The organism is Ruegeria sp. CDSA021 (assembly GCF_059612325.1).
The window spans coordinates 106,369-132,396 of the sequence record NZ_JBXWQJ010000004.1 but is presented as its reverse complement, the minus strand read 5'-3'; the positions used below and the strand labels follow the sequence as shown (position 1 = coordinate 132,396).

Below are 26,028 nucleotides of genomic sequence, written 5' to 3'. Positions count from 1 at the left end.
CAGACAACACGAGGGCGTTGATCAACACTTTGCCTGTTCAATCAGATGTTCATTGCCGCCATTTGCTCAGAAGGGTAGGGATCAGGGCGCATGGTTACGAAATGGATCAAATCGCGGTTCAGCCGCACGGCGCGTCCAACGACCGATACGGTGTCTTGCGACATCGCCCCCATTACGCGAGTGACGGCGGTGGGCGATATTCATGGCCGTTTGGACTTGCTGCATGCGCTATTGCCACGCTTGGATGAGCAAAGCCCTCTGGTTTTTGTTGGCGACTACATCGATCGGGGGCCTTACAGCGCACAAGTGTTGCACCATCTGCGCCATCTGAGCGAAGCGTCAGACCGGCAAGTCCATTGCCTTCTTGGTAACCATGAAGAGATGTTGTTGCATTTCCTGGACGATCCAGAACGCCATGCAAGGCTTTGGTTTCGAAACGGAGGTATGCACACGCTGGCGTCGTTCGGGCTCAAACCGACTGGAGACCCAGAAGACAGCCAGAACGTCAACGAACTGGCCGATGACCTTCGGCAAGCGATGGGGCAGGATCTGCTTGAATGGCTGACAGAGCGGCCCCTGATCTGGACCAGCGGTAACGTCGCTTTTGTTCATGCAGCTTTGGATCCGCATAATCCTGTCGAAGCTCAAGACCGTCAGATTTGCCTCTGGGGGCATCCCATGTTCCCAAGAACTGCGCGCAGAGACGGCCTGTGGGTGGTGCATGGCCACACCATCGTCGACTACCCTCGTGTCGGAAACAAGGTGTTGTCAATTGACACGGGTGCTTTCGCAACGGGCCGACTTACGGCTGCCGAAATCGAGGACGGAGGCATCAGGTTTCTTTCGACCGCCTGACCTTAGCCAACGATCATCTGCTTCATCCGCAGGGCTTCATATTCCAGCTCTTTCAGGCGGAAATGCACAACATCTCCGATGGTGACGACGCCACACAAATGGCCATCACGCAGCACGGGCATATGGCGGAAACGCCCTTCAGTCATTGTCTTCAGAACGTCGTTCAGCAGATCGTCAGGTGTGCAGGTCTTGACCTCCTTGGTCATCAGGTCTTCGACTGCTTGTGGCAAGGTCTGGCCCGGCGTGTCCGCCATGCGCCGCACGATGTCACGTTCCGACAGGATGCCCTGCAATGCACCGTTCTGATCTGTGACCAAAACGGCACCGATCCGCTTTTCCTTGAGCGTGTTGACCACCGAATGAATCGTATCGTTTGGCCGCACCGAAAATACCGCGTCCCCTTTTCCCTCAAGCAGTTTGGCCACGGTTGTCTGCGAATGTGACAAGTTCGACTCTGCCGATTGGCTGTAGGTCGTCTTGTCTGCCTTGTCGCCGCGTGATGGTGACTGGTACGAGGTTGGGGCCATGGGCAATCTCCTTATGGTTCTTGCAATGTCTTTCCCTTTCACCTTAGCGCAGCTAAATGACCTGTATAGGGTACAATTGCTCGAATGCGCGAAATCTGCGGTCAACAAAGGACGATTAAGCTTGTGAGTGAACTCTATCTTACCCCGCCCGTGGCCGTTCTGATCTTCTTTGCAGTCGTCGTGTGTGGTCACAATTTTCGCATGGTTTGGAAGCAGCAGGCGCCGGGATGGCGGAAGCGGGCGTGGCTGTTTGGGTTGCCAGCAGGAATCGGCCTGTTGTTGCTGGGTTTCCTACCTCTGAAGCTGTGATGTGGATTTGACTCTGGCAGAGGGCGCTGGCATATGCCGAGCACAGAATTTCCCGGAGCTCGCCCCATGCGTCTTTTGCCCTCAGTGGCTTTTGTTGCCCTTCTTTCCGGTTGCCTCTTTGACAAGGAACCCGAAGTTGTCCGCCTGTCGGGCGAAACAATGGGGACAACCTTTAATGTCACCGCCATTGGTGACGATCTGGACGAGAACAAACTGGCAATCTCAGTTGAAAAGACTTTGGCAGAGGTCAATGCCAAGATGTCCAATTGGGATCCGAAGTCCGAAGTCTCTGAGTTTTCGGCATCGGCCAGTACAGATCCGATGTCTGTCTCGGACGAGTTCGCTTTGGTCATCGCGGCCGCCAACGACGTGCACGAAAAATCCGGCGGCACATTCGACGTAACACTGGGACCACTTATTGAGCTATGGGGATTTGGCCCCCGCAAGCCAGAAGATCCGGTGCCCTCGGACGCCGAAATCGAAACCGCACTCAGCGGCGTTGGACAAAGCCGACTGCTGACGCTCGACACTAACGCCGGTACTCTCGCGAAATCTGATGCCAGTGTGGGTATCAACCTGTCGGCCATTGCCAAGGGCTATGGCATTGATGCGGTTGCTGAATCTTTGCGGGATGCAGGGATCGAGGATTACCTTGTTGAGATTGGTGGAGACCTTGTCGCCCAAGGCCAGAACGAAAAAGGCGAAGCCTGGCGGATCGGCATTGAAAAACCGGAAACGGGCAGTCAGACCATTCAGTTGATCGTGTCGCTGAATGATCGCGGCATGGCCAGTTCGGGCGATTACAAGAATTTTTTCGAACATGACGGCGTACGCTATTCGCATATCATCGATCCAACCACTGGCCGCCCGATCACGCACCGAACAACCTCTGTCACCGTTCTGGCTGAAAACGCGATGATGGCGGATGCCTGGGCCACCGCGATGCTGGCTTTGGGTCAGGAAAAGGGCCTGAAACTGGCAGAAGAGCATAAACTTGCCGTGTATTTCATCTCACGGGATGTGACAGGCGGCGATGAAGCCTATATTACGGCGCATAGCACCGCGTTCAAAGACGCGCTGAACTCAAACTGACAGGTGGAGCTGAAATGAGCACTTTTATTCTGGCCTTCCTTCTTCTCGCCCTTGTCATGGTGGGTATGTCACTTGGCGTCATGCTGATGGGCAAGACCATCAAAGGCAGTTGTGGCGGCCTGAACGCAATTTCCGGTGCTGATAAGTGCGTTGTATGCCAGAAAGACGTGGACCCCGACAGCCCGTTGCGCGATCAACTGCAATGCAAGCGCGCCAAGAAGATGCTGGAACAGATGGAACGTCAGGCCTGAAGCGAAGTTTTGCTTCGCTCTGCGGGTTGAAATGGCTAACTAGGTCTCCGTAAGGTTTGGGGGGCATTGCGTTGGCCAAGGCGAAAAACATCCTGTTCATCATGTTCGACCAGCTGCGCTGGGATTACCTGAGCTGTTACGGGCATCCACATCTGCATACCCCCAACATAGATCGCCTTGCAGCCAAAGGCGTCCGGTTTAATCGAGCCTACATCCAGTCACCGATCTGTGGCAGTTCGCGCATGTCGACCTATACCGGGCGCTACGTGCATTCGCACGGGGCGTCCTGGAACGGTATTCCGTTGAAAGTCGGCGAGATCACGATGGGGGATCACCTGCGCAAGGCGGGAATGGGGTGTTGGCTTATCGGAAAAACCCATATGCGCGCGGATGCCGAAGGGATGGCGCGGTTGGGGTTGGAGCCTGACAGTCTGATCGGTGCTCGAGTCGCCGAATGCGGCTTTGACGTTTTCGAGCGCGATGACGGTATGCTGCCCGAGGGGCCTGACGGATTTTACGACCCGGACGGCGCAAAGGAATACAACAAGTTTCTCAAGGCCAAAGGGTATGAGAGCGACAATCCCTGGCATGACTTTGCCAATTCAGGGCTGGATGAAGACGGTAATGTTCTGTCCGGCTGGTTTTTGAAGAACGCACTCGAAGCCGCCAATATCGCCGAGGAAGACAGTGAAACGCCATATCTGACCAGCCGCGGCATCGAGTTCATGGAAACGCATGATGGACCATGGTGCTGCCACCTGAGCTTTATTAAACCGCATTGGCCTTACATCGTACCTGAACCTTATGCTTCGATGTATGGTCCAGAGCATGTTCTGCCTGTGGTGCGATCCGAGGTTGAGCGTCAGAATGCGCATCCGGTGCTGAAGGCTTTCATGGACACAAAGATTGGTCAGACCTTTTCACGACAGGACGTGCGCGAGGCAGTGATTCCGGCCTATATGGGTCTCATCAAACAAGCTGACGACCAGATGGGACGTTTGTTCGACTGGATGGAAAAGACCGGGCGGATGGACGACACGATGATCGTTCTGACCTCGGATCATGGTGACTTTCTGGGTGATCATTGGATGGGCGAGAAGACGTTCTTCCATGATGCTTCAACCAAGATGCCGCTGATTATCTATGACCCATCGCCCGAGGCAGATGCGACACGCGGCACGGTCTGTGATGCGCTGGTGGAGTCCATCGATTTGGCTCCAACCTTCGTTGATATGGCAGGAGGTGACGTGGCCACACATATCCTGGAAGGCCACAGTTTGCTGCCCATTTTGCATGGAAAAGCAGAAACGTTGTCCCGGGACTATGTGATCTGTGAATACGATTACTCGGGCTCACCGATCGCTGATATTGTAGGATCGGCGGTCCGGGATGCGGTAATGTTCATGGTGGCCAACAAAAAATGGAAACTGATCCATTGCGAGGGCGGTCACAGACCGATCCTGTTTGATCTGGAAAACGATCCCCAAGAGCTGAACGATCTGGGCGACAGCGCGGACCATGCAGACGTGATTGCCGAGATGTATGATCACCTGTTCACATGGGCACGACGACCGTCACAGCGCACCACGCGATCAGAACAGCAATTGATCGACATGCGCACCAAAAGCAGGGGCAGAGGCGTTGTCCTGGGTGTGTATGACGAAAACGATGCGCCTCTGGATCTGACTGTGAAATACCGCAATCGCAAGGCACGCCCCTACAAGAGCTACCTCAAGGAATAACGCCTCTGCGTCGATTAAATCTTCTTCACCGACCCAAAGGTGGTTCACCCGCCGAAGGGCAGACGATAGAAGAGGCTCACGAGCAGTAATCGGAGAATTTCTATGGCCGCGCCCAAACCTGTTGTCCTGTGCATTCTCGATGGGTGGGGTCTGTCCGCGGACACCAAAGCCAACGCGCCATATCTGGCGCATACGCCGACATTTGATGCGATCATGGCCAATGGCCCTCATGCAACTCTGATCACCCACGGACCCGACGTAGGTCTGCCCAGCGGACAGATGGGCAATTCAGAGGTCGGGCATACCAATATCGGCGCAGGCCGCGTTGTCGCCATGGATTTGGGCCAGATTGATCTGGCCATCGAAGATGGGTCCTTTTTTAACAATGAAGCATTGCGGGCATTTATTGCCAATGTGAAAGCGGCGGACGGTACAGCGCATCTGATGGGGCTGATCTCGGATGGGGGCGTGCATGGGCATCTGAACCATATCGTCGCCGCAGCGACCGCGATCACCGATGCGGGTGTCCCGGTTGCGCTGCATGCAGTTACCGATGGGCGGGACGTGGCGCCAAAATCGGCGTTGTCCTATATTGCGGAACTGGAAGAGCGCCTGCCTGAAAACGCGCGAATTGTGACCGTCGGCGGGCGCTACTTTGTCATGGATCGGGACAATCGCTGGGAACGTGTCAGCGAAGCCTATGACGCGATGATCAAGGGGCAGGGCAGGGCGGCGCAAAGCGCCCATGGTGCGGTCGATCATGCCTATAATCAGTCAGAGTCAGATGAGTTCATCACCCCAACTGTTCTTGACGGATACAAAGGCGTTCGAGACGGCGACGGTTTTTTCTGCCTCAATTTTCGTGCTGACAGGGCGCGGGAAATCCTGCGCGCCATTGGAGAGCCCGGATTTTCCGATTTTGATACAGGGTCGCGGCCCAAGCTCTCGGCGCTATTGGGCATGGTCGAATATTCGGACGGTCACAACGCCTATATGACCACGGTTTTCCCTAAACGGGCCATCGTGAATACTCTGGGGGAATGGGTGGCCAAAAAGGGGTTACGCCAGTTCCGGTTGGCCGAAACCGAGAAATACCCGCATGTCACCTTCTTCCTGAACGGCGGCAAAGAGACGCCTGAGCAGGGTGAAGCTCGTTTTATGCCTAAATCGCCAAAGGTCGCGACCTATGACCTGCAACCCGAGATGTCGGCGGCTGAGGTCACGGCCAAATTCATTGAGGCTATCGAAGACGGGTATGACCTGATCGTCACGAACTATGCCAACCCTGACATGGTGGGCCATACCGGCGACCTAGAGGCGGCGATCAAGGCTTGTGAGACCGTGGATCATGGTCTGGCGCAAGTCGTTGCCGCACTGGAAAAGGCCGGCGGTGCGATGATTGTCACCGCTGATCACGGGAATTGTGAAATGATGGTTGATCCCAAAACGGGTGGTCCGCATACCGCCCACACACTGAACCCGGTGCCGGTGGTGCTGGTCGGTGGGCCTGAGGGTGCGCAGTTGCGGCAGGGGCGTTTGTCGGATCTGGCACCCACACTGCTTGAACTGATGGGCTTGCCAAAGCCGCCAGAAATGACCGGGGAAAGCCTTTTGTCATGAAGCTGTTGGCCCTTGCGGTTTCTCTGATTTCAGCATTTCCGGCTCTGGCCCAGACCAGCTCATCTCAGGCAGCGCTGGAAGCGGCAAAGATGCTGGAGCAAGCCTCGCTGTCTTTGACTGAAGCTGACAGTGCCCGAGATCGGGTGCGCGCGCTGACCCAGACGATCCAGGCCTATGAAGCGGGGTTGGGCGCGATGCGGGAAGGGTTGCGTCAGGCCGCAACCCGTGAAGCACAATTGAGCGCCGAGTTGCGGGCACGCGAAAAGGACGTTCGGCAGTTGATCGGTGTTTTGCAAACTATTGAGACAACGGCGCCTCCGGTCTTGATGTTGCACCCTTCAGGCCCGTTGGGGGCGGCGCGCACTGGTATGATGCTGTCCGAGGTCACGCCCGGCTTGAACGCCAAAGCGCAGGCCCTGGCAGATGATCTGAATGAAGTAAAGACGCTGCGTCTGCTACAGCAAAGCGCATCGGAAACTCTGACCGAGGGCCTTACCGGCGCGCAGGATGCGCGCTCCCGCCTGAGCGAGGCCGTGGCCGATCGCACGGATCTGCCAAGGCGATTTGTCGAAGACCCCGTGCGCACGGCCATTCTGATATCCTCGACCGAAACGCTGGACGGGTTTGCAAGTGGACTGTCTGAAATCTCGGAAGGCGAAATCATCGAAACCGACGCTGACGTTTCGGGTCAGAAAGGGCAAATCTCTTTACCGGTTCAGGGGGTGATGTTGCACAAGGCTGGTGAAACGGATGCAGCCGGGGTGAAACGCGCGGGTTTGGTACTGGGAACCCGCCCTCGTGCGCTGGTCACATCGCCCACAGCGGCCACGATCCGTTATCGAGGCCCCCTATTGGATTTGGGGAATCTGGTTATTTTGGAACCGCAGCCGGGGCTGCTTTTCGTGTTTTCTGGCTTGCAAGAGGTCTACGGCCACCCCGGTCAGGTGATCCCCGAGGGCACTCCGGTGGGTTTGATGCCCGGTGAAACGCCCGAAATCGGCGCAATATTGTCAATAAGCGGTGATGGCACTGGAACTGATCGCTCAGAAACGCTCTATATAGAGGTAAGAGAAGATAATAGCCCCGTGGACCCGGAATCATGGTTTCGGACCGACAAGGATGGATAAACGAGTATGAAGAGATTTGTGATGGCCGGTTTGGCCGGAACTGTGGCAGGTATTCTTGCAACAACCCAGATCGCAGGACCCCTGCTGGCGCAGGAGGCTGAGAACAAGGCCAGCGTCTATGAGCAACTGGATTTGTTTGGTGACATTTTTGAACGCATCCGCGCCCAATATGTCGAAGAGGTCGAACCCGAAGAACTGATCGAGGCCGCCATTGATGGCATGTTGACCTCGCTCGATCCGCATTCCAGCTATCTTTCGCCCGACGATGCCGAGCAGATGCGCGTGCAGACACGAGGTGAGTTTGGCGGACTTGGCATCGAAGTCACGCAGGAGGACGGTTTTGTCAAAGTCGTATCGCCGATTGACGACACCCCTGCCGACGCAGCCGGAATTGAGGCCGGGGACTTTATCACTCATGTAGATGGAGAAAGCATTCTGGGTCTGACGCTGGACAAGGCTGTTGATCTGATGCGTGGTCCGGTGGGCTCTGAGATTGTTATCACTGTTGTTCGCGAAGGTGAGCCGGATCCTTTCGACGTTACAATCATCCGTGACACGATCAAGCTGACGGCTGTTCGTGCACGCACCGAGGGCGCAAGCGTGGTTGTGCGTGTGACCACGTTCAATGATCAGACCTTCCCGAACCTGAAAGAAGGTTTGCAGGAACAGATCGAAGACGCGGGCGGCATCGACAAGGTCAATGGTTTTGTTCTGGACCTGCGCAACAACCCGGGTGGTCTGCTGACGCAGGCGATCAAAGTTTCGGATGCGTTTCTGAACGAAGGCGAAATCGTTTCAACCCGTGGCCGCGATCCGGAAGAAGGAGAACGGTTTAACGCCGCGCCCGGCGATTTGGCCGAAGGCAAGCCGATCGTGGTCCTGATCAATGGCGGTTCGGCCTCGGCGTCCGAAATTGTCGCCGGTGCCTTGCAGGATCACCGCCGTGCAATCGTGGTCGGCACGAAAAGCTTCGGGAAGGGGTCTGTTCAGACGGTCATGCCGCTGCGCGGTGATGGGGCCATGCGTTTGACAACATCGCGCTATTACACACCGTCGGGTCGTTCAATTCAGGCCCTGGGTGTCAGCCCGGATATCATCGTGGAACAGCCACGCCCGCAGCCCGAAGCTGAAGAAGAAGAGGACAGCCGCTTTACCCGGTCCGAGGCAGAGCTGCGTGGTAGCCTGAACAATGACAGCCTCAGCGAGGATGAAATCCGCCAGATCGAAGAAGATCGTGCCAAGGCCGAAGCCACGGCTGAACTGCGGGAAGAGGATTACCAGTTGGCCTATGCCATCGACATCCTCAAAGGTCTGTCGGCATTCAATCCCAACGGACCGTCTCAGTAACCCAACCGGGGCCGCGCTTACCGCGGCCCCTTTTCGTTGAGGCAAAACGTGGTGCTTGTTGCGCGCCTGCAAATAGTCAGGCCGCGAACACCAGATCCTAATGTGACTGAAAATGCGCTAGCTTTCGATCTTGTGCAGTTTCTTTTCATCCAGCAACAGCGCCAGCACAATACCAACCGATACGGATGCGGTCGAAAAGACAAACGCCGTGCTCATGCCGCTGTTAAAAGCCGCGGACAGTGCGGATTGAACTTTCTCCAAGTCAGCAGGGCTCAAACGGCTGATCACCGCATGTGCCGAAGGCGTGTCCAGCGTTCCGCCATTGATCGCCCTCAGGTCAGCCTCTGATAGTTTGATACCTGCGGCGAGCAGACCGTCGCGCAGTTTGGACAGGCTGACGACATACATGATAGCCGTGGCGCAGGCGACGGAAATGGCACCGTACACCAGATGCGTCATGAAGCTCAGACCGCCGACCAAACCGGCCCGCTCGGGCTTGACCGCACAGACCGCAGCCGTTCCGGATGGCCCGACGGTCAGGGTCGCGCCCAGCCCGATCATCGCCATGCCTGGCAGAATGCGGAAATATCCCAGATCGCTCGGCAGCAATACAACCGTCGCAGCCCCGATTGTCGCAATCAAATACCCCCAGAACAGCAGCCGTTTGGGCCCGAAATCGTTGTAAAGGGTGCCTGAAACAATCGATCCCACCGCCAGCAACACCGTAAGCGGGGCCAGCCCCAACGCAGACTCAAACGTCGACCAGCCCAGAACCTTTTGCATGTATTGTGGGAAATAGAGCAGTCCAACAAAGGCGGCAGAGACGTTGAACATATTCAGGCCAAGCGTGATCGTGAACTGGCGGTTTTGCATCATCTGCGGTAACAGCAGTGGTTCTGAAACGCGTTTCTCGACCTTGGGGAACAGAAGGAACAGCACGGCGCTGATGAAAAACAGCATCAGTAATGGCACTGACGTCCATCCCCAATCCGCGCCGACATCCAGCCCGTAAAGCAAAAACAGAACCGCAAACGCCAAAAGACCCATACCAGCAAGGTCGAGATGTTCGTCCGTTTTATGCTGCGTTTCGCGTTCCATCAGGATCAGAGCGGTGGACATAGAAATGCAGGAAAAAAAGACGTTGGCCAGGAAGAAATACCTCCATTCGCCCAAGTTTACGGCCAATCCGCTGATCATTGGGCCAAATACGTTGCCCATGGTCACACCCGCCAAAATCAGACCCATTATAAGGGCCCGATGTTCAGGTCGGGACACTTTGGTCGCCCCAAAAGCCAATGTGCAGGGCCAGACGCAGCCTGCGCCAATGCCTTGCAGGGCGCGGGCCAGGATCAGAAAATCAAGGCTGGGCGAGAAAAAACACATGACCGACGAGAATAAGAAAATACAAAGACCGATGATCATCATCTTGCGATGGCCATACATGTCACCCAGGCGCCCACCGGCGACCATGGTCATGGCAAAAAACAAGGCGTAAATGTTCAGGACCCATTGGGTGCTTGTGATATCCGCATCAAAGCTGTTTTCGATCGCAGGCACCAGCATCAGAGCACCGGTAAAATCTATGCCGATACCAAATCCCGTCACCATTAGTGCGATGACTTTAACAATACTGCTGCGGTCCATGACGGGCGCGATCCATTTTGAACTCGACCATGATGCCCGGAAATTGGCTGAAAAGATAGAGACTTGCCTTGGGTCAGCTCAGTCGCCGTTACGGTAGGCCCGGCGGATTGCGCGTTTCAGCATGTCCAGCTCGGCGCGCAGGAGCGCAACTTCGGCTCTCAGATCATCCGCTGCCGGCGCTCCTGCGATAATGGTGAAATCTCCCAGCTTTTCGGCAGTGAACGCATCTGCGATGACAAAGCTGTGGACACCTTCAGACAGTGCTGAGGTAGGCACCTTGATGCTCAGAACCCACCCGTTTTTTGCCGGTGACAGAGTGGCGTTCTCCAGCGTTTCGCCTTGATATAGCACCTCTACGGCAGGTTCCTGCACCGCCTGAATTTGGCCTTGCCAGATGCCGTTTTCGAACCGGATGAAGGTCAGTTTTGTTTGTGTCATGTCGGGTCGCTTCACAAATCAGCACGGTGGAAACGGCAGAACGTCAAGTCCCGCACAACCATCCGGTTCATGGTCGGAGATTCAAAAATCAAATCAACCCAGATCTTCTCGATCCGGCGTTCGTTCAGGGGAAGATGGGCAAGATCAAAATCAATCGTGCACGGGGCCTGTGATGGGGGCAATTGCCGCAGAACCTGCTCGGAATTGGGGCCGTGCTGAATGTTGAGGCGGGCGAACATACTTGTGTGTCGTTCGCATTCGATGACGGTCTGCATCCTTATCAGATGTTCACGCGTTTGGTTCAGCACTGCTTCCGCCGGCAAATCGACGGACACCGAAAGGAAAGAACCTTCGAAGCTGAACACTTCGACCGCCAGGCTGAACGGGGCCAGATCGCCTGTGTCGCGATTTCGGGTTTGGCGTATGGTGATCTCAGCGATGGGGCAGTCATGAAACAGTTTGACCTGCGCATTAAGATCTGTCCTGCGTGGGGCCGAAGCCACACCCGGTCGCGCCAAAGGGCCGCGCCACAGATCGGGTCTGCAACTCCAATCTGTGCCGACAGGTTTGGGAAACTGCTTGGACCCGATCTTGGGACGGAGCAAGCGTGCATCAGCCAATTGGATCAACCGATCAAGATGGGCCCGCAATGATCGCGCTTCATCCCTTTGCAGCCGCAAGTCCGCCTGCGCTGCACCCGGCGCATGTTGAACCGCCCGTCGCCATCGGTCCAACGCCTTACGGTGAATATAGCGATCAAGAATCCTGCCCATGGCCTTGTCGTCCGATACAGAGCCCCTTTAGTCAAGATGGCTACTGAAACAAACCCGCAATAACTTAATTGCTACTTTTGCCTTTCGTTTTCCGGTTGGGTGCCACCAACAAATAGGATAGCTGCCCGTGGATGAGTGTGTGCCTGTCTATTCTTGCATTAGACAGGACCACCGCTTACCGTCAGGGTTCCTGCAAAATGGGTCACCCGGTTTTAGCCACACATCCGTTTAGCTATCGATAAGGCCAGGACATGGAGCCCACTTTATTTTCTTTTATTTGGAAGTATTCGAAGAAACAGCAGTTGATATTATTGCTGCTGACGGTGCTGTCATTTCCGTTCCTCTACGCGTCATTGGAGCTGCCCAAGCAGATCATCAACGATGCCATCGGTGCTCCGGGTGACACCGTCAGTATCTGGGGCATCACGGTAACGCAGGTTCATTACTTGTTGATACTGTGCGTCGCCTTTCTTGGCACAGTGATCGCCAGCGGCCTAATGAAGATGCGCATCAACACGATGAAGGGCGTTTTGGCCGAGCGCATGTTGCGCCGGTTGCGCTTCATGCTGATTGAACGTTCGATGCGCTTTCCAAAGTCCTATTTTGCCACCACCAGTCAGGGTGAGCTGGTTTCGATGATCACGTCCGAAGCCGAGCCGATGGGCGGCCTGATGGGCGACGCGATCGCTCAGCCGGTGTTCCAGTTTGGTCAAATGATGACCATCGTCACGTTCCTGTTCATGCAAAGCGTGTGGTTTGGGCTGGCCAGTATTGCGCTCATCCCCCTGCAGGCTTGGCTGATTCCCAAATTGCAGCGACAAATCAACCTGCTGAACAAAGACCGTATTCAGGAAGTCCGGCGTCTGAGCTCGGAAATCGGCGAAAGTGCTGCAGGCATCAGCGACCTGCGCACCAATGGCGGCTGGCGGTATCGACTGGCTCAGTTCAGCGACCGTTTGGGAAGATTGTTCGAGATCCGGTTCAAGATCTACAACAAAAAATTCTTTATGAAGTTTCTCAACAATCTGATCACTCAGATGACGCCCTTCCTGTTCTATTCCGTGGGTGGCTATCTGGCGATCACGGGCGAGGTGACGGTGGGGGCTCTGGTGGCGGCGCTAGGGGCGTACAAGGATTTGAGCGGCCCCTGGAAGGATCTGTTGACCTATTACAACCAGGTCCAGGACATGTCACTGCGGTGGGAGGTTGTGACAGAACGGTTTGCCCCCGACCAGATGATCCCCGAAGAACTGTTTTCCGGAAAGCCCGAGTCGATGCCGCGCCTGGACGGGGCGATTGAGCTGCGCAATGTGACGGTCAGAGATAGCGACGGCAAAACCATTCTGGAGGATCTGGATCTGACCATCCCGCATGGGGCCCGTGTCGCCATCCAGTCTTCTCACGCCTCGGAACGAAGTGCTCTGGGTCAGCTTCTGACCCGAGAGATTCTACCGGTTCAGGGGGATGTGATCGTTGCGGGGCACAGCCTGAATACTCTGCATCAGGCCGTGATTGCCGCACGGATTGGCTATGCCTATTCTCGCCCTTACCTGTTTGACGGAACGCTGGGTGACAATCTGATGATGCCGCTGCGAACACATCCGAAACGCGAGGCAGAGGCAATGCGGGTTCCGACCCGCAAGCAGATCGAAGCGGTCCGGTCGGGCAATCCCTCCGATTCGCTGGAGGATGAATGGATTGATCCCGGCTTGGCTGGTCTGGACGATATCGAAGACATCCGTGATTGGTGGTTCCAACTGGTCGAAGCCATGGGCATCGACGAGTTCATGTTCCGTCGAACGCTGCGCACGCAATTTGATCCCGAAGTCCATCCAGTTTTAGCACGCGAAGTGGTCAATCTGCGAGAAACGATAGCCGAACGTCTGAAAGCAAAGGGTCTGGATCGATATGTCTACCGATTCGATCCGGATCTGTTTAACCCGGCGGTTCCGTTAGGTGGAAACCTGCTTTATGCGGCACCGTCACGGGATATCTCACCCGATTTTCTGGTCGAGGATGCCCGGTTCATGAAAATGCTCAACGCGCATGATCTGGCGGACGATGCCCTGAGCATTTCCAACGCGGTCCTGGACACGCTTGGCAAAACATTCGGGCGGGAGGGTGCGGATCACCCTTTGTTCCTGCGGCTGGGTATGTCGAAAGACATGTTTCATAGGTTGCTCGACATAGAAGACCAGCGCAAGGTCAAGGGTGATATTGCGCTCAGTCAGGAAGACCGCGCCTTGTTGCTGACCGTTCCCTTCCTTTTGACTGCTGAGCAGATCGGCCCGGATTTCCCCGAGGAATACAAAGACAAAATCCTAGCGATCCGCAAAAGCCAGGCGGAACGGCTGCGTGGAGCGATGAATGGTTTGTTCACGCCGGTAACGCCTGAGCTCTATGTGCCCCGTTTAACGGTCATGGAGAATGCAATCTATGGTCGTGTATCTCTGATGGCAGGCGCACATGCAGATGATATCGAAGACGTTGTGGCTGATGCGCTGAACGAAGCGGGTCTGCGCCGCAGGGCCGCTGCCATCATCTATGATCTGCCTTCGGGTCTTGGCGGTAACAACTTGCCCACCGTCTTTCAAGAACGCGCCGCGTTTTCCCGCGCAGGGATCAAGCGACCTGATATCCTGATTTTGGACAAAGCGCTGGCCAGCCACGATTCGGAAAGCCGATTGCGTACACGCTTGAAACTGCGAGAGCTTTTGCCCGATTCGATCATGATCTTCATGGAGGATCATTTTGCGCATCCCGAAGCCTATGATCTGTTTGTCGAAATCAAGGACGGCCGGATTGACGGAGTTTCCCGCACCAAATTCGAGCATACGGGCGGCACCTCAGACGATCTGAGCCGGAAGCTTGAAATTCTATCGGGCACGGAATTGTTTTCCGGGCTGGACGGCCGAAACCAGCGGCTCCTGGCGTTCTCGGCCCAGTGGTATGAGGTCAACGCTGGACAAGTCATATTCTCTCGCGGGCAAGCCCCGGATGCCGCTTATCTGTGCATTTCAGGTGAGGCTCGGTTGGATTGGTTCAACGAAGATGGAACAAAGCGCCCGATTTCAATCATCGAACCAGGGCGTCTTATCGGGGATCTTTCGATCATCACCGGAGAGAATCGTCAATTGGATCTGATCGCGACCAAGGATTGTCGTTTCCTGCGTATCGGAGCCGAGGAACTGCGTGCTGTGGTGGAAAGCGATGCATCTGTGGCGACACAGCTACTCCGCACTGTCGCAGGATATCTGACTACGCTGTCCAACAGGATCAATGGTGTTCAAAATCCTGAAGATGTGTTGCCTTCAGTATCCCATGAAGCAGAGGATCCGCTAAAGAATGCCTAAGGCATATTCCGCTCACGCATACCTTACAGAGACCGCACGCGCGCGGCCCGAGATCTGGCGTCTGCTGTTGGGCCTTCTCTTGATCGGCGTGCTGGTCAGCCTTCTGAACATGGTCTTCTTCGCCGTGCTCGTAGGGATGGGCCCGGATCAGTGGGCGCAGGAGCTTCTGCTGGGAAGTTCGCCAATGGCGCTGCTTCTGCTGTTGGGCAGCTTTGGGTTCATTACGCTTGGTGTGACCCTTGCCGCGCGTTGGTTTCAGCATCGCGCGTTGTGGTCCATCGTCGGCGACCGCCGCCTCGCCGTGGCACAGTTTCTGAAAGTGCTGAAGTCACTCCTGATCTTGGGCGCTATCGGGTTTCTGCTTCCGCCGTACGGATTGGGCGATGAATTGACCCAGAATCTGCCGTTTGCAACATGGATGCTGTTGTTCCCGGTTGCCGCGTTTGCTGTCTTGATTCAGACCAGCGCCGAAGAAGTTCTGTTTCGGGGGTATATCCAACAAACTCTTGCCGCCCGGTTCAAGTCGCCTGTCATCTGGATGGGCGTGCCATCGGTCCTGTTTGCTGCAGGCCATTACACGCCGGACATGGCCGGGAGCAACGCGCTTTTGATCGCTGCATGGGCCCTTGCTTTTGGCCTTCTGACATCTGATCTGACTGCTCGCGCGGGAACGCTGGGGCCTGCCATCGCCTTGCATTTCTTCAATAACCTCATCGCCCTGCTGTTCATCTCTCTTCCTGACAGCCTCAGCGGGTTGTCCCTGTTCCTGTTGCCTTTTGACACATCCGACGCAGACCAGCTTCGCCCCTGGCTAGTGGTGGATTTGGCGGTGATGTTTGTTTGCTGGCTTGCTGCGCGGGTTGCGCTCAGGCGCTGATTGCATTTCCTTGCGTGGCGTCTTATTTGACGTCAACGCCGCACAAGCCAAGGTTCCGACATGAACTGGATCACAAATTACGTCCGTCCCCGGATCAACTCGATCTTCTCGCGCCGCGAGGTGCCAGAAAACCTCTGGCATAAATGCGACGAGTGCGGAACGATGCTGTTCCACCGCGAACTGGCTGAGAACCAGAATGTCTGCACCCAATGCGACCACCACATGGCGATTACACCTCGTGACCGGTTCAAGCACCTGTTCGATGGTGGTATCTTCTCAGAAGTTGACGTTCCGGCCCCCAAGGACGACCCGCTGCAATTCCGCGATCAGAAGAAATATCCCGACCGTATGAAAGCGGCGCAGAAAAAGACCGGCGAAAAAGAAGCGATGCTGGTTGCTTTGGGTGAAATTGGCCGCACTCCGATTGTCGCAGCTGCGCAGGATTTTTCCTTTATGGGCGGGTCGATGGGCATGTATGTCGGCAACGCGATCATTGCTGCCGCCCAAGAGGCAGTAAAGCTCAAGCGTCCACTGATCCTGTTTTCCGCTGCTGGCGGCGCACGGATGCAGGAAGGTATCCTCAGCCTGATGCAAATGCCGCGGACCACTGTTGCGGTTGAGATGCTGAAAGAGGCGAAACTGCCCTATATCGTCGTTCTGACGCACCCCACCACCGGGGGTGTAACAGCGTCTTACGCGATGCTGGGCGACGTCCATATCTCGGAACCCAACGCCTTGATCTGCTTTGCCGGTCCCCGCGTTATTGAACAAACGATTCGGGAAAAACTGCCCGAAGGGTTCCAGCGCGCCGAATATCTGTTGGATCACGGTATGCTGGACCGTGTCACCAAGCGTACCAAAATGCGTGATGAGCTAATTTCCATCACCCGAATGCTGATGAAGCAACCTCCGGCAATCATGGGCGATCTGCCCCCGCCAACACCCGAAGAAGCTGCTGAGGCACCGGCCGAAGAGACCAGCCAGAAATGACCGCTCAAACATCTGACGCCATTCTTGATCGGATGATGGCGTTGCACCCCAAGATCATTGATCTGACCTTGGACCGCGTCTGGCGTCTGCTGGCTGCGCTGGATCATCCGCAGTTCAAACTGCCTCCGGTTATCCATATTGCCGGTACCAATGGCAAAGGTTCGACTCAGGCCATGATCCGCGCCGGGCTTGAGGGGGCAGGGCGCTCGGTACATGCTTATACCTCGCCTCACTTGGCGCGATTTCATGAGCGAATTCGTCTTGCTGGAAAACTGATTTCAGAACCCGATCTGACCGCAGTTCTGGACGAATGCTATGCCGCGAATGGCGGCGAAAACATCACCTATTTCGAAATCACCACCTGTGCCGCTTTGTTGGCGTTCGCCCGAGCAAAAGCGGACTATACTCTTCTTGAGGTTGGCCTGGGCGGGCGTCTGGACGCTACCAACGTGGTCGAAAATCCAGCCGTGACTGTAATTACGCCAGTTTCCATCGACCACGAGCAGTTTCTGGGCGATACTCTGGGCAAGATCGCCGCCGAAAAAGCCGGGATCATCAAACCCGGCGTGCCCTGCATCGTCGGCCCTCAACAGGACGAAGCTCTTGAGGTCATTGAATACACGGCCGCCCGTCTGGGCGCGCCTTTGTTGGTCCAGGGTCAACATTGGCATGTGTATGAAGAAAACGGTCGCTTGATCTATCAGGACGAAACCGGGCTACGGGATCTTCCACTGCCCAACCTGCTGGGCGCACACCAAATTCAGAACGCGGGCGCAGCTCTGGCGGTTTTGCGCCATCTGGATATGGGTGATGATGCCTATGAGGCAGCCGTGACCAAAGCCGAATGGCCAGCCCGTATGCAAAGCCTGAAAACCGGCCCGTTGGTCGAACAGGCACCACAGGCCGAGCTTTGGCTGGATGGCGGTCATAATGCGGCAGCGGGTATTGCGCTGGCTGATGTGCTGGCAAAGCTGCCTCAGAAACCGACGCACATGATCTGCGGTATGCTCAACACAAAGGATGTGACCGGGTATCTCGCACCTCTGGCCGGACAGGCTGCAAGTCTGACTGCAGTCTCGATTCCGGGAGAGGCCGCTTCCCTCAGCGCTGAAGAAACTGCGGCTGCGGCGGCAAAAGTCGACTTGCCAGCGTCTACTGCAAACAGCGTGTCAGACGCGCTGGCGGCGATCACAAGCCAGGACCCTCAAGCCCGCGTTTTGATCTGCGGTTCGCTCTACCTTGCGGGCAATATCCTGCGCGAAAACGGCTAGGCACGTGCCGCGCCCCTTCATCTGGCCCTAAGTGCACCAGAGGAGCCCGCGCAGCATGTCGGGGGGAAAGCCCCCTACCTATGTCCCCCAATCTTTATCCTGCATCTCCCGCAGGCGTGAGGCGGTGCGTTCAAATTCGAACGTCCCTTCACCTTCCACATACAGCATCTCGGGCTCGGCCGCTGCTGAACAGATCAAGCGTACCCGGGATTCATAAAGCGCGTCGATAAGGGTCACGAACCGCTTGGCTTCGTTAAAGTTGTTCCGCGACAAGCGTGGGATGTCTTCGAGCACCAGCACTTTCACCGCGTCGGCTATTGCCAGATAGTCAGCAGGTCCCAACATCCGTCCACACAGATCGTAGAACGAGGCCCGTGCGACCCCGTTGCGAAATGCGGGCAGTTCAACGGCGCGGCCGTTGACTTGCAAAACAAGCGGTTCCGCAGGGCCGCCTGCAAGGTCCACCCAAACCTCTCGGATTTTCTGCCGGGCTTCCGGGCCGATTGGCGCAAAATAAACCGGCGCGCCTTCCAGCCGGTTTTGGCGGTAATCCGTCGGCGAAACCAGTTCCCAAACCCGAAGCTGTTCTTTGATATGCGCAATGAAAGGCAGGAACAGCTGCCTGTTCAGACCGTCCTTATAAAGATCATCCGGGTGCCGGTTCGAGGTCGTTACCACCACCACGCCCCCCTCATGCAATAGGTCGAACAGACGTCCGACAATCATTGCATCGGTGATATCCGTAATCTGCATCTCATCAAATGCCAGTAACCGGACGGATTTGACTACATCTTTGGCCACAGGTGCCAGGGCATCCTCGACATTCTCTTTCCGAGCCTTGTGCATCCCAGCATGGATTTCCTGCATGAACGCATGGAAATGGACACGCCGTGCAGGTATTTCGCTTAGCGTTTCGACAAACATATCCATCAGCATCGATTTGCCGCGTCCGACCCCTCCCCAAAGATACAACCCTTTGGGCGGCGGAGGAGTCTTGCGAAAGAAACCGCGTTTGACCGGCTCAGACAGCGCCGCACGGATACGTTCGAATTGAGGCAGAACAGCCTCTTGTGCGTCATCGCGGGTCAGGGTTCCATCCGCGACGCGGGCCTCGTATAGCGATATCAGATCCGTCATAACTCTGAGCCTTAAACGCCCTATCGCCCGTTGAAAAGAAACCAATTTTCGCGGCACATCAAATTTGCTTATCCGTGACCGCAAATCTGCTGAATTGACGTCGCCCGCCAAAGCGATACGGTCCTTCGGGCGAAACGCCCGAGGTCCCGATGCCCCAATCCGCCCGCTTGCTGAATCCGATCCTGATCGTCGGATGCATCGTCATCACTGTCAGTTTTGCCGTGCGTGCATCGTTCGGCGTGTTCCAGATTCCAATTGCGGATGAGTTTGGTTGGTTGCGTACTGATTTCTCAATGGCAATTGCCATCCAAAACCTGGCGTGGGGCATCGGACAACCGATCTTTGGCGCGATTGCTGAGAAGGTGGGTGATCGCAAGGCGATCGTGATCGGTACTCTGACCTATTCTGCCGGTATGGTGCTTTCAGCGTGGTCCGTCACGCCTTTCGAGCACCAAACTTATGCGTGGCTGGTCGGTTTCGGTATCGCTGGTACCGGGTTTGGTGTTGTCCTGGCCGTAGTTGGACGCGCGTCTTCTGACGAAAACCGCTCTATGTCGCTTGCGATCGTCACAGCAGCAGGCAGTTTCGGGCAGGTTCTCGGCGCGCCCATCGCCGAATGGCTCATGACCTTCCTGCCCTGGCAGCAGGTTTTCATCATATTTGCGGTTGCGATCCTGGCGCTTGTGCTTGCCCTACCTTTCATGCGCGCGCCGAAACCCGTCAACAAGGCGGAACTGCAAGAAAGCATGGGCGAGATTTTAGGTAAGGCGTTCCGCGATCCTTCTTATGCTTTGATTTTTCTGGGGTTCTTCAGCTGCGGGTATCAGTTGGGGTTCATCACCGCCCATTTCCCGGCCTTTGTGACCGAAATGTGTGGCCCGATCCAGCCCGGTGGTGTCTTGCATTCCCTCGGCATCACCTCGACCTCAGCGCTTGGGGCCGTGTCGATTTCACTGATCGGTTTGGCCAATATCGGCGGCACGTTGCTGGCGGGATGGGCGGGGAACCATTTTCCCAAGAAATACCTGTTGGCCACCGTCTATACGGGTCGAACATTGGCTGCGGCGTTGTTTTTCTTGCTCCCGATCACGCCGCTTTCGGTCATCGTGTTCTCGCTGGTGATGGGATCGCTCTGGCTGGCCACTGTACCGCTGACCTCGGGTCTTGTGGCGCATCTTTACGGTTTGCGGTTTATGGGCACGTTGTACGGCATTATCTTCTTCAGCCATCAGCTTGGTAGCTTTCTGGGCGTCTGGCTGGGCGGTCGCATGTATGACCAGTTTGGCGATTACAGCATGGTCTGGTGGATTGGCGTCGCAATCGGGGCATTCAGCGCAATCGTGCATTTGCCCATCCGCGAAAACCGCTCGGCCATCCCGGCCTGAGGCCATTTTCCAAGCCGCAGGTCAGGGGGTGATGCAAGAGCTGTTGGGCATTATCGCAGTTCGGCTTCGGTGTTGCCTCCATCTACGGTCACAACATGTCCCGTGGTGCGCTCCATCAGCGCCAAGGCGACGAAGGCATCTGCCACATGTCGCGCCTCAACTTCGCGGCCAAGCAGGTTGCCGGACATATAGGTTTCTTCAGACATCCCGCGCGCTGCGGCGCGTTCCTGAATGAACCCTTCCGTCAACAGTCCGGATCGAATGCGGTCGGCATTCATGCCGTTGACGCGAACACCATGTTCGGCCAGTTCAAGCGTCAGTTGCCGCATCAGGAACAGGGTGGCGGCTTTGGGCGTACCATATGCGCCCATATTGCGGCCTGGATTTATGGACTGTTTCGAGATGTTGAACAGGATCTGACCACCCCGGCCTTGTGCCCGCATCACCTGCGCGGCGCGTGTTGCAAAAGCCTTATGGGCAAAGAAGTTCAGCTCGAAAGCTTGACGAAACTCTTCATCCCCAAGCTCCAGCAACGCGCCCGAGGTCGCAGTCCCGGCGTTGGAGACAAGAATGTCGAGACCCCCAAACCGATGGACCGCAGCAGCCATTGCTGCGTCTGCGGCATCCTTGTCGGTTACATCGCAGGCAAATGTTGCGTGCCAGGAACCCAGGTCTGATCGGGCCACTTCCAGTGCTGTCTCATCCCGATCCACCAAAAGGATGTTGGCCCCGGCGCGTGCAAAGGATTTGGCTGTCGCCAGCCCAATTGCACCCGCACCGCCGGTGACCATCACGATCCGGCCTTGCAACGGCGGCGGTGCGCTCTTGCCAAGTTTTGCCTGCTCAAGCGACCAGTATTCGCAATCGAAACGGTCTTTTTCACCGATCGGGTAAAATCCGCCCGCGTCTTCACCCACGGACCGGACACGAGCATTCTGCTCTGCAAGGTCAGCGGCGATTGAGGCGGCCTTGGCGTTTGCACCAATACCCAACAATCCGACGCCTTCGATCCACGCGTGTTTGGGATCTGGCGTCAGCAACGTCTTGGCTTCATCCACCTGTGGTGCCTGCCGGTCGAAATAGGCACGATAGGCGTCAGCGAAAGCTTCGACTTTTGCCTTGAGCTGCGCCCTTCCGGCTGCAAGGTCAGACGCGCGCAGAACAAGCGGGCATCCCTTTGTGCGCAACACATGGTCCGGCGAGGCCATGCCGCGCTGGGATAGCTCCTCAAGATCCGACCGGTCAAAGAACTGCATGACTTCCGGTCCGTTACGCAGGTCGAAGACAGGCATAGCATCATCTCGTCGGGCCGCGACCTCGGCGATGACCCCGCGCAGGATCGGCAGGGCGTCAAGGTTCGTTGCGGGATCGCGCCGCCCGATCGTCGTCAGCTTTTTCATGCCGAAATAGGCAGCGACCTCATTGGTATGCGAAACGATCCGGTCATAGCTTTCCCGGGCCGTGGCACCAAAGGTGAAATGCCCATGATTGAGCAGCAAAAGACCTTCGACATTTGGATTTGCGTCGAACACTTCGGCCGCTTTCTTCGCCAAGCCGAAGCCCGGCATGATGTAAGGCACGATGCCCAGCTGGTCGCCAAATATCTTACGACAGATTTCCTCGGCATTGGGCAGGTTTGCCAACACCAGAAATGGGGTCGCATGTGTGTGGTCCACGTATTTGTGCGGTAGAAACGCATGAAGCAGCGTCTCGACAGACGGGTTCGGAGAGCCGGAGTCCAACAGGTTGGCACGCTGAACGTTGACCATCTGGAAATCAGAGAGATGACCCAGTGCGCGCAGTTCCATCAGTGGATCCAGCCAAACCCCAGGCAAGCCCGGCGCCTCGATACTGTCCAGATCCCATCCTGACCCTTTGACATGAAGAACACGCTGCGGCGTGCCAAACAGATCCGGGCGCTCCAGCTTGACCGAGGTATTGCCGCCACCATGCATCAACAGATCGGGGTTCTGACCAATAAGCCGAGAGGTGTAGACACGTTCACCCAGTTCCTGATCGGCCGGATCGACCCCGGCCTGTTCGCGCCATTTCTGGGCCTCTTCTGCCTTGTACCAGTTTTCAATCATTCTCAATCTCAGCAAGTTAAGCGCACATGCCCCTAAGGGTTTGCGGCAGGTTCGTGTACAGGCTTAAACAAAAAGTTAACCAACCTTGTCCGGAAACAGGTTTGCCAGCCCTTCGGCTGAGGCAGCGCACACACCACGCTCTGTGATCAGCCCGGTCACAAGTCTGTTCGGTGTAACATCAAAAGCGGGATTGCCGGCTTCCGTACCTTTTGGGGTTACACAAACATCCGCGATTTTCCCGCTGTCATCGACACCCATGACGTGGCTCACTTCCCGTGCATCGCGTTCCTCAATCGGGATCTCGGCCACACCGTCACGTACAGTCCAGTCAATCGTGGGCGAGGGCAGGGCGACATAAAACGGCACACCATTGTCTTGCGCTGCCAAAGCCTTGAGGTAGGTGCCGATCTTGTTGCACACGTCGCCTTGTGCTGTGGTGCGGTCCGTGCCGGTGATGACCAGATCAACCAGCCCGTGCTGCATCAGGTGGCCGCCGGCATTGTCCACGATGTATCGATGGGGAATGCCATGCTCGCCCAATTCCCATGAGGTCAACGCACCCTGATTGCGGGGCCGGGTTTCATCCACCCAAACATGCAGGGGGATGCCCTCGTCACGCGCGTGATACATCGGGCTTGTGGCCGTACCCCAATCCACGGTTGCCAGCCAGCCCGCATTGCAATGGGTCAACAACCGTACCGGTTCACCCGCGGGTTTGCGCGCGGCGATCTCCTTGATCAGCTCCAACCCGTGTCGACCAATCGCAGCATTGATTTCGACATCTTCGTCCGCGACTTCTTGTGCCAAGGCCCAGGCGCGTTCGGCGCGATCAGACGCGGCCAGCGGCATCAGGGCCTCTCGGCATCTGTCCAAAGCCCAACGCAGGTTGATTGCGGTTGGGCGGGTTGCGTGCAGAACTTCATATGCCGCATCAAACGAGGCTTCGGAACTGTCACGAGACATCTGTTCAGCTATGCCAAAAGCGGCCGTTGCGCCAATCAGAGGTGCACCCCTGACCCACATATCCCGTATTGCCGCTGCAAACTCATCCAACGTTTTCAAGGTCACGACCCGGAAATCATGCGGCAGCCAGCGTTGATCGATGATCCGAACCTCACCCTGCGACTTGTCCCACCAAATCGATCGATAGTGAGTGCCCTGTACTTGCATAATGCAGTCTCCGTGTTCGAATGGTCTGACCAGAATTCAAACATAAGGTGCGTTCTTACGCAGGACTTGTAAACGGGCGTTTCCAGTTCGGCGTCAGTATTTTGACCGGTTGAAGGTCACGCTAACCTCGCATGGCAGCGCGAATTTCCCGTTCCAAAGCATCCAGAAACCGGGACCGATCCGCTTTGCTGAACGGTCGTCCGCCACCACCCGCACCAAGTGGATTGGCCGCGCGCAGGTCTGCCATCAAATCGCGCATCGCCAGCTGCTGACCAATGTTTGCCGCTGTAAAGGCTTCACCATTCGGGCGCAGAACACGCGCGCCTGTCTCGACACACTTGGCGGCCAGAGGGATGTCGGATGTTATAACCACATCCCCAGTTCCGCACCGCTCGGCGATCCACTTGTCGGCCTCATCAGCACCTTCCGAGACGATGATGACCTGCACCAGCGGATTGGCCGATGGACGAAGCCCGCCATTGGACACCAGCGCCAAGGGCACTTTGTGCCGTGTTGCAACCCGTTCAGCCTCAGCCTTCACGGGGCAGGCATCGCCATCGACATAAAGCGTGGTCACGCCTTCTTGGCCTCCTTCTTGGCGGGCTCGGCTGGCTGTTTGCGCACCTTGAACTCTTCGGGGATCGGCATCCGATTGAACGCATCCAGCCCGGCAATCTTGTAAGCTTCGGCCAGAGTTGGATAGTTGAACGTGTTCTGAACGAAGTAATCCACAGTGCCCTTAAGGTTCAACACAGCCTGCGCGATGTGGATCAACTCGGTCGCGCCTTCGCCAACGATCTGCACACCCAAGACCCGGCGGGTTTTGAGCGAGAACAGCATTTTCAGCATCCCGTGCTCCAGCCCCATGATATGCCCGCGTGATGTTTCGCGGAACCGGGCAACACCAACCTCATAGGGGATACCGCGTTCCTGCAGTTCTTCCTCGGACATGCCGCAAGTGGAAATCTCGGGCACGGAATAGATGCCATAAGGATACCAAGGGCTTTCCGGCAACGTGGGTGTTTCAAGTGCATGACAGGCGGCCACACGTCCCTGTTGCAGCGAGGTCGAGGCCAGAGAGGGGTGCCCGATGACATCGCCGGTCGCATAGATATGCGACACCGATGTCTGATAGGTCTTGCGATCGACCTTGATCCGGTTGCGGTGGTCTGTTTCCAACCCAACGGAATCGAGATTGAGTTTTGACGTCGCGCCCATGCGCCCGGCTGCGAACAGAAGCATTTCGGCCCGAAGATGGCGACCGTTTTCCAGTGTCACTTCCACGTGCTCGCCAGCATCTTCGATCTTCTCAACAGCCGAACCCAATCGCAGGTCAACGCCGTTTTCCCGAATCTGATGGGTAAAATCATGGATCAAACGGCTGTCGATGAAGTCCAGGAAAGTGTCGCGCGGTTCGACCAATGTCACCCGCACGTCCAGGGCCGAAAACATTGTGGCATATTCGACCCCAATGACGCCCGCGCCAATAACGACCAGTGACCGTGGAATCTCTGCCATTTCCAGAAATTCGTCGCCGTCGACCACGGTCTTGCCGTTGAATGGTACGTATTCCGGGCGGTAGGTTTTGGTCCCAGTGGCGATCAGAAACTTGGCAGCTGTCACCCGCGTGGTTTCACCGGCATCGGTGGCGACTTCCACCTCATGAGGCCCAATGAACCTGGCCAGGCCATCCAGCGTATCGACATGGTTGCGGTTGAACTGGTGCTCCAACACGTCGACCTCGTGGTCGAGCGTCATATGCAGACGGGCCTTCAGATCTTCGGCGCGGATCTGATCTTTGACCCGATATGAGCGGCCGTAAAAACTACGCTCGCGCCAGCCCGATAGGTTCAGCACCGTCTCGCGCAGGGTTTTGGATGGGATAGTGCCAGTATGGACCGACACTCCGCCAAACCGATCTTTGCGATCGATGACCAATACCCGACGCTTCAGTTTCCCGGCTTGAATGGCAGCGGATCGCCCCGAAGGGCCGGACCCGATGATAATCAGGTCGTAATCGTATTTGCTCATTC

At 56.4% G+C, this 26,028-nt stretch carries 22 protein-coding genes; 13 read left to right on the top strand and 9 right to left on the bottom strand.

Annotated features, from left to right (window positions below; genetic code table 11):
- Positions 1 to 90: 90 nt before the first annotated feature.
- Positions 91 to 855 carry a metallophosphoesterase family protein gene (locus AC2FLD_RS06890; RefSeq protein ID WP_496668096.1) on the top strand — a complete coding sequence of 255 codons (765 nt, stop codon included), beginning with the start codon at positions 91 to 93 and terminating at the stop codon, positions 853 to 855.
- A 2-nt stretch (positions 856 to 857) separates the two neighbouring features.
- Here the strand turns inward: AC2FLD_RS06890 and AC2FLD_RS06885 are convergent, their stop codons facing one another.
- On the bottom strand, positions 858 to 1,382 hold the full coding sequence (locus tag AC2FLD_RS06885; protein ID WP_496668095.1) for a CBS domain-containing protein: 525 nt from the start codon (positions 1,380 to 1,382) through the stop codon (positions 858 to 860).
- Positions 1,383 to 1,505: 123 nt separating this feature from the next.
- Here AC2FLD_RS06885 and AC2FLD_RS06880 point away from each other — a divergent pair, with 123 nt between their 5' ends.
- From AC2FLD_RS06880 to AC2FLD_RS06850, 7 genes are all read left to right on the top strand, one after another.
- Positions 1,506 to 1,691, top strand: a complete 186-nt coding sequence (locus AC2FLD_RS06880; protein WP_050603938.1) for a hypothetical protein — start codon at positions 1,506 to 1,508, stop codon at positions 1,689 to 1,691.
- A 66-nt stretch (positions 1,692 to 1,757) separates the two neighbouring features.
- Positions 1,758 to 2,783, top strand: a complete 1,026-nt coding sequence (locus tag AC2FLD_RS06875; protein ID WP_496668094.1) for an FAD:protein FMN transferase — start codon at positions 1,758 to 1,760, stop codon at positions 2,781 to 2,783.
- Between the two features lie 14 nt (positions 2,784 to 2,797).
- Positions 2,798 to 3,034, top strand: coding sequence for a (Na+)-NQR maturation NqrM (nqrM, locus tag AC2FLD_RS06870; RefSeq protein WP_050603822.1), 237 nt, complete (start codon positions 2,798 to 2,800; stop codon positions 3,032 to 3,034).
- 71 nt (positions 3,035 to 3,105) lie between these two features.
- Complete coding sequence (locus AC2FLD_RS06865; RefSeq protein WP_496668093.1) at positions 3,106 to 4,776, top strand: sulfatase-like hydrolase/transferase; 1,671 nt, start codon at positions 3,106 to 3,108, stop codon at positions 4,774 to 4,776.
- A 102-nt stretch (positions 4,777 to 4,878) separates the two neighbouring features.
- Positions 4,879 to 6,396 carry a 2,3-bisphosphoglycerate-independent phosphoglycerate mutase gene (gene gpmI / locus AC2FLD_RS06860; RefSeq protein ID WP_496668092.1) on the top strand — a complete coding sequence of 506 codons (1,518 nt, stop codon included), beginning with the start codon at positions 4,879 to 4,881 and terminating at the stop codon, positions 6,394 to 6,396.
- On the top strand, positions 6,393 to 7,523 hold the full coding sequence (locus AC2FLD_RS06855; RefSeq protein WP_496668091.1) for a murein hydrolase activator EnvC family protein: 1,131 nt from the start codon (positions 6,393 to 6,395) through the stop codon (positions 7,521 to 7,523). The genes gpmI and AC2FLD_RS06855 overlap by 4 nt, the downstream gene beginning before the upstream one ends.
- Before the next feature lie 6 nt (positions 7,524 to 7,529).
- Positions 7,530 to 8,870 (top strand): S41 family peptidase, encoded by a 1,341-nt coding sequence (locus AC2FLD_RS06850; RefSeq protein WP_496668090.1) that lies wholly within the window; start codon positions 7,530 to 7,532, stop codon positions 8,868 to 8,870.
- A 117-nt stretch (positions 8,871 to 8,987) separates the two neighbouring features.
- On the opposite strand, the gene AC2FLD_RS06845 is transcribed toward AC2FLD_RS06850, so the two are convergent.
- From AC2FLD_RS06845 to AC2FLD_RS06835, 3 genes are all read right to left on the bottom strand, one after another.
- A complete protein-coding gene (locus tag AC2FLD_RS06845) occupies positions 8,988 to 10,514 on the bottom strand; it encodes an MFS transporter (RefSeq protein ID WP_496668089.1) in 1,527 nt (508 codons plus the stop codon).
- A gap of 78 nt (positions 10,515 to 10,592) precedes the next feature.
- On the bottom strand, positions 10,593 to 10,952 hold the full coding sequence (locus tag AC2FLD_RS06840; protein WP_496668088.1) for a hypothetical protein: 360 nt from the start codon (positions 10,950 to 10,952) through the stop codon (positions 10,593 to 10,595).
- Positions 10,953 to 10,963: 11 nt separating this feature from the next.
- Complete coding sequence (locus AC2FLD_RS06835; RefSeq protein WP_496668087.1) at positions 10,964 to 11,725, bottom strand: DUF6478 family protein; 762 nt, start codon at positions 11,723 to 11,725, stop codon at positions 10,964 to 10,966.
- A gap of 251 nt (positions 11,726 to 11,976) precedes the next feature.
- Between AC2FLD_RS06835 and AC2FLD_RS06830 the strand changes: the two genes are divergently transcribed.
- The 4 genes from AC2FLD_RS06830 to AC2FLD_RS06815 are packed head-to-tail and all read left to right on the top strand — an operon-like array spanning position 11,977 to position 18,216.
- Complete coding sequence (locus AC2FLD_RS06830; protein ID WP_496668086.1) at positions 11,977 to 15,078, top strand: ABC transporter transmembrane domain-containing protein; 3,102 nt, start codon at positions 11,977 to 11,979, stop codon at positions 15,076 to 15,078.
- Positions 15,071 to 15,955 (top strand): CPBP family intramembrane glutamic endopeptidase, encoded by an 885-nt coding sequence (locus AC2FLD_RS06825; RefSeq protein ID WP_496668085.1) that lies wholly within the window; start codon positions 15,071 to 15,073, stop codon positions 15,953 to 15,955. Before AC2FLD_RS06830 ends, AC2FLD_RS06825 begins: the two co-directional genes overlap by 8 nt.
- 60 nt (positions 15,956 to 16,015) lie before the next feature.
- A complete protein-coding gene (gene accD, locus AC2FLD_RS06820; RefSeq protein WP_050603831.1) occupies positions 16,016 to 16,945 on the top strand; it encodes an acetyl-CoA carboxylase, carboxyltransferase subunit beta in 930 nt (309 codons plus the stop codon).
- Complete coding sequence (locus AC2FLD_RS06815; protein WP_496668084.1) at positions 16,942 to 18,216, top strand: bifunctional folylpolyglutamate synthase/dihydrofolate synthase; 1,275 nt, start codon at positions 16,942 to 16,944, stop codon at positions 18,214 to 18,216. Before accD ends, AC2FLD_RS06815 begins: the two co-directional genes overlap by 4 nt.
- Positions 18,217 to 18,294: 78 nt before the next feature.
- Here AC2FLD_RS06815 and zapE read toward each other — a convergent pair whose 3' ends face one another.
- Complete coding sequence (zapE, locus tag AC2FLD_RS06810; RefSeq protein ID WP_496668083.1) at positions 18,295 to 19,353, bottom strand: cell division protein ZapE; 1,059 nt, start codon at positions 19,351 to 19,353, stop codon at positions 18,295 to 18,297.
- Between the two features lie 149 nt (positions 19,354 to 19,502).
- Here zapE and AC2FLD_RS06805 point away from each other — a divergent pair, with 149 nt between their 5' ends.
- On the top strand, positions 19,503 to 20,738 hold the full coding sequence (locus tag AC2FLD_RS06805) for an MFS transporter (protein WP_496668082.1): 1,236 nt from the start codon (positions 19,503 to 19,505) through the stop codon (positions 20,736 to 20,738).
- 50 nt (positions 20,739 to 20,788) lie between these two features.
- Here AC2FLD_RS06805 and AC2FLD_RS06800 read toward each other — a convergent pair whose 3' ends face one another.
- The 4 genes from AC2FLD_RS06800 to sthA form a co-directional block, all read right to left on the bottom strand.
- A complete protein-coding gene (locus AC2FLD_RS06800) occupies positions 20,789 to 22,825 on the bottom strand; it encodes a bifunctional aldolase/short-chain dehydrogenase (protein ID WP_496668081.1) in 2,037 nt (678 codons plus the stop codon).
- Between the two features lie 75 nt (positions 22,826 to 22,900).
- Positions 22,901 to 23,995, bottom strand: a complete 1,095-nt coding sequence (gene mtnA, locus AC2FLD_RS06795) for an S-methyl-5-thioribose-1-phosphate isomerase (RefSeq protein ID WP_496668080.1) — start codon at positions 23,993 to 23,995, stop codon at positions 22,901 to 22,903.
- A gap of 121 nt (positions 23,996 to 24,116) precedes the next feature.
- Entirely contained in the window at positions 24,117 to 24,572 is a 456-nt protein-coding gene (locus tag AC2FLD_RS06790; protein WP_496668079.1) for a YaiI/YqxD family protein, read from the bottom strand.
- A complete protein-coding gene (gene sthA / locus AC2FLD_RS06785; RefSeq protein WP_496668078.1) occupies positions 24,569 to 26,026 on the bottom strand; it encodes a Si-specific NAD(P)(+) transhydrogenase in 1,458 nt (485 codons plus the stop codon). The genes AC2FLD_RS06790 and sthA overlap by 4 nt, the downstream gene beginning before the upstream one ends.
- Positions 26,027 to 26,028: the final 2 nt, after the last annotated feature.

What these genes read in the sequence shown, in the direction of transcription:
- accD (WP_050603831.1), top strand. Translation starts at nt 16,016, where the DNA reads ATGAACTGGATCACAAATTACGTCCGTCCCCGGATCAACTCGATCTTC.
- AC2FLD_RS06855 (WP_496668091.1), top strand. Translation starts at nt 6,393, where the DNA reads ATGAAGCTGTTGGCCCTTGCGGTTTCTCTGATTTCAGCATTTCCGGCT.
- AC2FLD_RS06840 (WP_496668088.1), bottom strand. Translation starts at nt 10,952, where the DNA reads ATGACACAAACAAAACTGACCTTCATCCGGTTCGAAAACGGCATCTGG.
- AC2FLD_RS06875 (WP_496668094.1), top strand. Translation starts at nt 1,758, where the DNA reads ATGCGTCTTTTGCCCTCAGTGGCTTTTGTTGCCCTTCTTTCCGGTTGC.
- sthA (WP_496668078.1), bottom strand. Translation starts at nt 26,026, where the DNA reads ATGAGCAAATACGATTACGACCTGATTATCATCGGGTCCGGCCCTTCG.
- AC2FLD_RS06805 (WP_496668082.1), top strand. Translation starts at nt 19,503, where the DNA reads ATGCCCCAATCCGCCCGCTTGCTGAATCCGATCCTGATCGTCGGATGC.
- AC2FLD_RS06845 (WP_496668089.1), bottom strand. Translation starts at nt 10,514, where the DNA reads ATGGACCGCAGCAGTATTGTTAAAGTCATCGCACTAATGGTGACGGGA.
- AC2FLD_RS06890 (WP_496668096.1), top strand. Translation starts at nt 91, where the DNA reads ATGGTTACGAAATGGATCAAATCGCGGTTCAGCCGCACGGCGCGTCCA.
- AC2FLD_RS06830 (WP_496668086.1), top strand. Translation starts at nt 11,977, where the DNA reads ATGGAGCCCACTTTATTTTCTTTTATTTGGAAGTATTCGAAGAAACAG.
- gpmI (WP_496668092.1), top strand. Translation starts at nt 4,879, where the DNA reads ATGGCCGCGCCCAAACCTGTTGTCCTGTGCATTCTCGATGGGTGGGGT.
- AC2FLD_RS06815 (WP_496668084.1), top strand. Translation starts at nt 16,942, where the DNA reads ATGACCGCTCAAACATCTGACGCCATTCTTGATCGGATGATGGCGTTG.
- AC2FLD_RS06825 (WP_496668085.1), top strand. Translation starts at nt 15,071, where the DNA reads ATGCCTAAGGCATATTCCGCTCACGCATACCTTACAGAGACCGCACGC.
- AC2FLD_RS06885 (WP_496668095.1), bottom strand. Translation starts at nt 1,382, where the DNA reads ATGGCCCCAACCTCGTACCAGTCACCATCACGCGGCGACAAGGCAGAC.
- mtnA (WP_496668080.1), bottom strand. Translation starts at nt 23,995, where the DNA reads ATGCAAGTACAGGGCACTCACTATCGATCGATTTGGTGGGACAAGTCG.
- zapE (WP_496668083.1), bottom strand. Translation starts at nt 19,353, where the DNA reads ATGACGGATCTGATATCGCTATACGAGGCCCGCGTCGCGGATGGAACC.
- nqrM (WP_050603822.1), top strand. Translation starts at nt 2,798, where the DNA reads ATGAGCACTTTTATTCTGGCCTTCCTTCTTCTCGCCCTTGTCATGGTG.
- AC2FLD_RS06850 (WP_496668090.1), top strand. Translation starts at nt 7,530, where the DNA reads ATGAAGAGATTTGTGATGGCCGGTTTGGCCGGAACTGTGGCAGGTATT.
- AC2FLD_RS06835 (WP_496668087.1), bottom strand. Translation starts at nt 11,725, where the DNA reads ATGGGCAGGATTCTTGATCGCTATATTCACCGTAAGGCGTTGGACCGA.
- AC2FLD_RS06800 (WP_496668081.1), bottom strand. Translation starts at nt 22,825, where the DNA reads ATGATTGAAAACTGGTACAAGGCAGAAGAGGCCCAGAAATGGCGCGAA.